Genomic DNA, 2,529 nt, shown 5'->3' on the forward strand with positions numbered 1-2,529 from the left:
ATCCGCATCGAATAGACGTCGATGCCGGGCCCCGCGCCTTGCGTATATTCGCCCTTCAGCGCGTGGGGGATGCCGCAGGCGAACTCGATCACCTCCAGCCCGCGCTGGATATCGCCCTTGGCATCGGCGATCACCTTGCCATGTTCGGAGGAAAGCAGATGCGCCAGCGCGTCCATATTCTGCTCGACCAGTTCCTTGAACCGGAACATCACGCGTGCCCGGCGCTGCGGATTGGTCGCGGCCCAGCCGGGTTGCGCGGCCTGCGCGGCGGCGACGGCGCGTTCGAGCAGCGCGGCATCGCCCAGCATTACGCGGGCCTGCACCTGGCCGCTATTGGGGTCGAAGACGTCGCCCTGACGGCCCTCGGCCCTGGTGGCGGCGTCGGTCGCGGTCTGTCCGCCAGCGACCAAGTGATCGATCACGCGCATATTCTCTCCTGTCGCGGGTCTGGTGCCCGACTCTGAACCTTGTAATTATATTGCTCGCTCGTGAAATCCAAGCGGGGTCGGCCAAAAAGCCGACAAAGCCCCCCACCCTTGCGTCAGTCGACGCGCGACAAGTGCCAGGCGACCAGCGCCGCTACCATTGCTCCCGCCACGCCGCCCCATAGCGCCGCCAGATGCCAGAGCGCGAAACCCAACGCCCCCAGGCTCGCACCCGCGACGAAGCCGATCCACAACAGCAGATAGGGCAGCCAGGCCCAGCGCGTCCGCCCCGTCAGCATCCGCGCCAGATGCTGGCCGATCTTGACCAGCGTGCCGGTCATATAGGTGACGCCGATGCTCACCTCGCCGTCCCGCTCGAAGGTCGCATTGGCCGCGCCCATCGCTGCCGCCATCGACAGGGCCGCCCGGCCGCCGACCGCCGCCGCGAGCGCCAGCAGAGCCGCCACGCCCGCCAGCACCGCCGATTGACCGCCACGCGGCATGAGCAGACGGACCAGCGTGCCCGCCATTACCCCGGCGACGAACAGTACCAGCAAGGCGGCCAGCATCGCAACGCCGTGGACCGCGCGGTCGCGTGTCGCCAGCCCCAGTGCGAGCATCGTGCCATTGCCGCTCATGAAGGATACGAAATAGCCGCCCAATTGCTGAAAGCCGATGGCATCGACATAGCCCGCCAGCATCGAAAGGCCGATCGCGAGCGGCCAAGAACGTCGATCGGATCGGATCATGCCATCCATCTATACCGGTTTCGCGGCGAAGCGCGATGTCGCAACGAAACAGCGGGGCGGATGGACGGCCACCACGTCACGCCAAAAAAAGACCGGATCGGATCCGTCGATCGGGCGTTGGCGCCGTTCATGATCGGGGAATGGAATGGCCGGAGCGTTGGTGGAGATTTGGCTGACGGTATCGGCGTTGTCGTCCCTGCTGATCGTCATGGTCGCGGTCGGGCATAGCGATCTGCGGCTCGATCGGCGCAGCCGTTCGCGGCCCGCGCGGCCCCGCCCGGTCGCGCCACGCCGTCGGCGGCGCGGGCTGCGCCGCGCCTGAATACCCGCCCACTATCTTGGCGGGCGACAAGGATCAGAAAAGCTGAAGAAAACGGTCCAGAAGGCCGGGCCGGCGTTCACGCATCGCCATGTAGCGCGCCCGTTCGTCCGCCGCCCGGCGATAAAGGGCATCCAGACGCTCCTCACGCGGCAGATCGGAGATGCGCGGCGGCGGCATATGCGTGGCCATGGATTGCCCCTTTCGTTTTTCTTGGCGAACCGTTGCATTTTAACGATGAAATGCATGACTTGGTTCCCCATGCATGACGTGCCGGTCATGCGTGCCAACCCCTTGGAGAGGCGGCGTTTCGGGAACCCGGCCGGTCGATCGCCGGCGGCATCTTGGCCGTGCGACCCCGGCCAAGATGAAAGCCTCGTCAGTTTTCCGTAAGCGGTCCGTCAGGGCACTGGCCCTATCGCCCGGCGCGAATTTTCAGTCCTTCGCGCCGAAAGAAGCCGATGCACGCCAGCCCCGCCGACGAAACGCTACCCGAAACCCGTCGCCTGTCCTCCGCGCAGCAATGGCGCTGGGTCGCGATCGCCGCCGCCGTACTGGTCGGCGTGCTGCTGCTGATCACGCTGATCGGCAAGCTGACCCACAAGGAGGAAGCGCCGCCCGTCCCGCCGCCGCCGGGGACGCTGCGACTGTCCAGGGCGCAGCTGGCGGCGATGCCGACGATGCGCGTCGGGCTCGGCGCGTCGGGCGATCAGACGACGGCGACCGGCGCGATCACCGCCGATGCCACCCGTTCGACCCCCGTGCTGATGCCCTATGCCGGCCAGGTCGTGCGCGTGCTGGCCGAGGCGGGTCAGGTGGTGCGCCAAGGCCAGCCGCTGCTGATGATCAAGACGACCGACTTCGTCGACGCGCGCGCCGGCCTGTTCTCGGCGCGCGCCGCCTATCAGAACGCGCAGGCGCAGCTGGTCGCGGCGCAGCGCAATGCCGATCGCCAGCAGCAAATCTATGAGACCGCCGGTGGCGCGCTGAAGGATTATCAGCAGGCCAAGGCCGACCTCGCCGCCGCGCAAGCGAC

5 protein-coding genes are annotated in these 2,529 nt (G+C 67.3%); 2 read left to right on the forward strand and 3 right to left on the reverse strand.

The window, feature by feature from the left end:
* Both ACQKJZ_RS18955 and ACQKJZ_RS18960 read right to left on the reverse strand, forming a co-directional pair.
* The coding region (locus ACQKJZ_RS18955) for an aldehyde dehydrogenase family protein (RefSeq protein WP_427733210.1) at positions 1 to 428 on the reverse strand (428 nt) is incomplete at its 3' end.
* Positions 429 to 541: 113 nt separating this feature from the next.
* Positions 542 to 1,174: a YoaK family protein gene (locus tag ACQKJZ_RS18960; protein ID WP_427733212.1), complete on the reverse strand. Its 633-nt coding sequence runs from the start codon at positions 1,172 to 1,174 to the stop codon at positions 542 to 544.
* 145 nt (positions 1,175 to 1,319) lie between these two features.
* Between ACQKJZ_RS18960 and ACQKJZ_RS18965 the strand changes: the two genes are divergently transcribed.
* Positions 1,320 to 1,496, forward strand: coding sequence for a hypothetical protein (locus tag ACQKJZ_RS18965; RefSeq protein WP_427733214.1), 177 nt, complete (start codon positions 1,320 to 1,322; stop codon positions 1,494 to 1,496).
* 33 nt (positions 1,497 to 1,529) lie between these two features.
* Here the strand turns inward: ACQKJZ_RS18965 and ACQKJZ_RS18970 are convergent, their stop codons facing one another.
* A complete protein-coding gene (locus ACQKJZ_RS18970; RefSeq protein ID WP_312491348.1) occupies positions 1,530 to 1,685 on the reverse strand; it encodes a hypothetical protein in 156 nt (51 codons plus the stop codon).
* Positions 1,686 to 1,954: 269 nt separating this feature from the next.
* On the opposite strand from ACQKJZ_RS18970, the gene ACQKJZ_RS18975 reads away from it, so the two are divergent.
* On the forward strand, positions 1,955 to 2,529 hold a 575-nt coding region (locus ACQKJZ_RS18975), incomplete at its 3' end, for an efflux RND transporter periplasmic adaptor subunit (RefSeq protein ID WP_427733216.1).

Source organism: Sphingomonas sp. NPDC019816 (assembly GCF_050274375.1).
Lineage (GTDB): Bacteria > Pseudomonadota > Alphaproteobacteria > Sphingomonadales > Sphingomonadaceae > Sphingomonas.

What these genes read in the sequence shown, in the direction of transcription:
- ACQKJZ_RS18970 (WP_312491348.1), bottom strand. Translation starts at nt 1,685, where the DNA reads ATGGCCACGCATATGCCGCCGCCGCGCATCTCCGATCTGCCGCGTGAG.
- ACQKJZ_RS18965 (WP_427733214.1), top strand. Translation starts at nt 1,320, where the DNA reads ATGGCCGGAGCGTTGGTGGAGATTTGGCTGACGGTATCGGCGTTGTCG.
- ACQKJZ_RS18960 (WP_427733212.1), bottom strand. Translation starts at nt 1,174, where the DNA reads ATGATCCGATCCGATCGACGTTCTTGGCCGCTCGCGATCGGCCTTTCG.